Here is a 3,303-nt window from a genome sequence, read left to right as displayed (position 1 = left end):
GAACCGGTCCCTCGATAGGAAAAAAAGGGGCAGCCACGGGCGGTTTTCCCATGGTCGGCGAAGAAGGAACCCGGCTCACCATTGCTGGTGGGCCGGGTTTTCTCATTCTTTGGACAGGCGGCGGGATGGGGTAGGTGGTTCCGTGGGTCCTCGAACGACGCGGGTGCCTGCGCCCGGTCCGAAAGCTGCCAGGGCCAACCCCTAGCGAGGGCAGTTGTCGGGCGCCAAAGGGGCGATCAGCGCTGTCCAGTCTGGACGCGGGGCGTCTTGGGAGCACCGTGGCCGGGAGCGGATCGTCAGCCCGTCACCGGCTGCTGATCGTGCGGAGGAGATACAGTGACGGCCTCCATGCTCGAGCCTTACCCCGGGACGTTCCGCGGTGATGCCGCGGATGTGGCCGCCGGCATCAGAACCCGCTGTCTCGGAGCACCCGGTCAGGCCCAATGGCGTGTCCGGGTGGGGGAGTGGGGGTCTACTGGGCGGCGTAGTAGGCGTCCTTGACGGACTGGTGAATACGGCCTCGGTCGGAGACCTCGTAACCGCTCTCCTTCGCCCAGGCCCGGATCTTCGCCGTCTCCGGGTTACCACCCGAGGAGGAACGGTGCCCGGTGGGCCGAGTGGACTTGGCCTGGAACCGCCGGCCAGCGGCAGCGAAGGGGCGCAGGGTCTCCCGCAGCTTCTCCGCATTGGCGGTGGAGAGGTCAATCTCGTACTGCCGGCAGTCCACACCGAACTGGACGGTCTCATCAGCAGGACCACCCTCGAGGTCGTCTTCCAGGATTATCTGTACCCTCTGGGCCATCACAGCACCTTTCTTTCGATGTAGTCGTCACTCTCGCCGAAATGTGCCCACGGCCTATATCGCTGGCACCAACTCTTCGCCGCCTGCTTTTGAGGGTGTTGCAGTGGCACCGATTGTGTTGAACGTTTTCGGTCGCCGAGGCACCCTACCGAGAAGGTCCGAAAGGACTCATGCATGCGTAGGTGACGTTGCTCCACCGACAATGCTGCGCGTGCTCGATGGGGCCGCCAACGGCTGCTGCTGGGCTATCCTGCCCGACTTCGACAGCCAAAGGTACGGCGCCATCGCGGGAGCCACCTCGGGCGTGTGATCGGCCCGGCATACCATGCTGGAAGCACGCACACCGGACGGCGGGCATCAGTCATGGAGGTACGTGTGAACACCTGGACCCTCGACCCTCTGGAAGAGGGCGAACCCGATCATGACGAAACTGGATTTGAGGCCTATGACGACGCGGAGCTCGATGACCGATTCGGCTCCATCGAGGTGCGTGATGAGGGCAACGAACTGGTGCTGACCCGAACTGGTCGAAGCAGCAAATTGGAGAGCACCGAAATGCTGCGGTTCGACCGGGTCGAAAAGTTGCTTCGCGTCTTCCCCAAAGTGAATCGTAGCGGACAGTTCGAGGACCAGTTCGACCGGATTATCGAACTGCAGGTCGAAGCTCCGGCTTGGGATCCTCACCTCCACTCGGCCGTGAGCGAGCGGTACGATCTGCTGCACGCTGTCGGACTCCCGGCTGGGTTCGCCGCCACTTATGAGTACGGTCTTGGAATCAAGCGCGACTACCGCGACTTTGTGGGTGGGATCGAGAAGCACTCTTCCTGCACGATCCTCCGCTTCACCAACACAGGACGGGAGGGCCTGGACGCCGAGGGGGAGACGTTTTGGGTTTCTCTCCAGCGGTTTGGGCGCTACTGCGACGCGGTGGAGCGCAATCGAGGACGCGGCCGCACTGCGGTCCGCCGCGTCAACGACGCCGAGTGCCACAACGCCGTCGCTGATCTGTTCGAACTTGGCCAGGTGGAGCCGAGGTACGGGAAAAATCAGGTCATCCGGGCGCTTACCGAGGAAGTTTCTACCGGATATGTAGTGGATGCGGCCGATCGGGTCGTCCTCGTCGACGAGGTTGAACGTACGGCGCCGGAGGTTGCCCGTGAGGCACCGGAACGGTTCGCCCGGTTGCGCACTGACATAGAGCTGGTTTCACTCGAAGTCCTGATCGAGCAGTTCGAGGAAGGCCTCAAAGGGCCCCATAATAATGACGAGTCCTACTGGCAGAGCTTCTTCGGCACCAACCGATTCGCCCTGCAGCAACTCTTTTCCATGCCCATTGTCGTTGCGTGTGCGCAGGCGCACGTTCAGGCTGCGGACGTCTCCGGACGTGGGGCCCGCATCACTGATTTCCTCTGCGCGAACACCGTTACGCACAGTGCTGTTGTTGTTGAGATCAAGGCACCTGCCACCGCGCTGATGGCGAAAACTTCATACCGGGGCAAGGGCACCGCCGAGGTATACCCGCCGGACACGTCCCTTAGCGGCTCTATCGCTCAAGTTCAGTCCCAGATGGCAGCCGTTTCCCAAGATCTTGCTCGACGTCTGGATCGCTCCCCTGAGCTCAAGATTGACGCGTGGAATGACGTGCGCGGTGCAGTCATTGCTGGCCGGCTCTTTAACCTCACCGATGAGCAGCGCGAGTCCTTCCTGCGCTACCGCGCCGGGCTTACGACGGTGACCGTCCTGGGATATGACGAAGTTCTCGAGCGTTTGAAGGCTTTGCTGACAGTCCTGAAGAGCCCACCGGACTTGGACGGCGACACCATGGCGGGCGCAGACAAGAGCTGATTCTCGGGTATCAGGCCTACTACCACCGTCGCGCTTGTGAGGCAGGAAAACCTCCTGCCCAGCGTCGATGGACTGCTACGCGGTAAGGCCCTTGCCGCGTGGCTTGGCACCACTGGGGCCGTGCAAGGAAGGGTCGCTTCACAACGCTAGATTGTTTGCTATGGCAAGACCTCCCCGATGGCAAGCAACCCTAGACGCCAGCATCAAAGAAGCATGCCTGGCTGTGCGTCTCTACAACGATGCGGCGGAATCGCGATCCTTCGAAGGGTTCGTAGTTCACATGCACCTCGCCTGGCTGTACGTGTTGCACGCCGAGTTCCTACGGGATGGGATTGACTTCCGGTACTGGGACAAGCATCGCAAAAGACGGCTCATCAAGGTGGACGGCGAACCAAAGCGGTGGGGACTGCCCCCGGTTCACCTGACTCCTGACTTGTGAGGATCTCTGCTCACGGTAAGGATGTTTCCATGCCCAAGCCCTACCCCGAGGAGTTCCGCCGCGACGTGGTGGCGGTGGCCCGCAAGCACGAGGCTCCGCTGTCCCAGATCGCCCGCGACTTCGGGATCTCAGAAGCCACCTTGCACAACTGGTTGCGCAAGGCCGACGTCGACGACGGTGTCCGCCCCGGCGTCACCACCGCTGAGGCCGAGGAGCT

General features: G+C 62.2%; 4 protein-coding genes. 3 read left to right on the top strand and 1 reads right to left on the bottom strand.

The features are described from left to right. Nucleotides 1-472: 472 nt before the first annotated feature. Nucleotides 473-802 carry a histone-like nucleoid-structuring protein Lsr2 gene (locus tag ABEA06_RS13650; protein WP_345311848.1) on the bottom strand — a complete coding sequence of 110 codons (330 nt, stop codon included), beginning with the start codon at nt 800-802 and terminating at the stop codon, nt 473-475. Nucleotides 803-1,177: 375 nt separating this feature from the next. Here ABEA06_RS13650 and ABEA06_RS13645 point away from each other — a divergent pair, with 375 nt between their 5' ends. The 3 genes from ABEA06_RS13645 to ABEA06_RS13635 form a co-directional block, all read left to right on the top strand. Next, the gene (locus ABEA06_RS13645) at nt 1,178-2,647 is read left to right on the top strand and encodes a Shedu anti-phage system protein SduA domain-containing protein (protein ID WP_345311847.1); all 1,470 of its coding nucleotides are present in this window, start codon (nt 1,178-1,180) and stop codon (nt 2,645-2,647) included. A gap of 160 nt (nt 2,648-2,807) precedes the next feature. Continuing rightward, complete coding sequence (locus tag ABEA06_RS13640) at nt 2,808-3,086, top strand: DUF3644 domain-containing protein (protein ID WP_345311846.1); 279 nt, start codon at nt 2,808-2,810, stop codon at nt 3,084-3,086. Nucleotides 3,087-3,115: 29 nt separating this feature from the next. Then, the coding region (locus ABEA06_RS13635; RefSeq protein ID WP_345311845.1) for a transposase at nt 3,116-3,303 on the top strand (188 nt) is incomplete at its 3' end.

Origin of the sequence: Kocuria gwangalliensis (genome assembly GCF_039544365.1) — a bacterium.
Classification (GTDB): Bacteria; Actinomycetota; Actinomycetes; order Actinomycetales; family Micrococcaceae; genus Kocuria; species Kocuria gwangalliensis.
This window is presented reverse-complemented; position numbering and strand designations above follow the sequence as displayed.

Bases quoted from the DNA above. Each gene is read 5' to 3' on its own strand.
- ABEA06_RS13640 (WP_345311846.1), top strand. From the start codon at position 2,808: ATGGCAAGACCTCCCCGATGGCAAGCAACCCTAGACGCCAGCATCAAA.
- ABEA06_RS13650 (WP_345311848.1), bottom strand. From the start codon at position 802: ATGGCCCAGAGGGTACAGATAATCCTGGAAGACGACCTCGAGGGTGGT.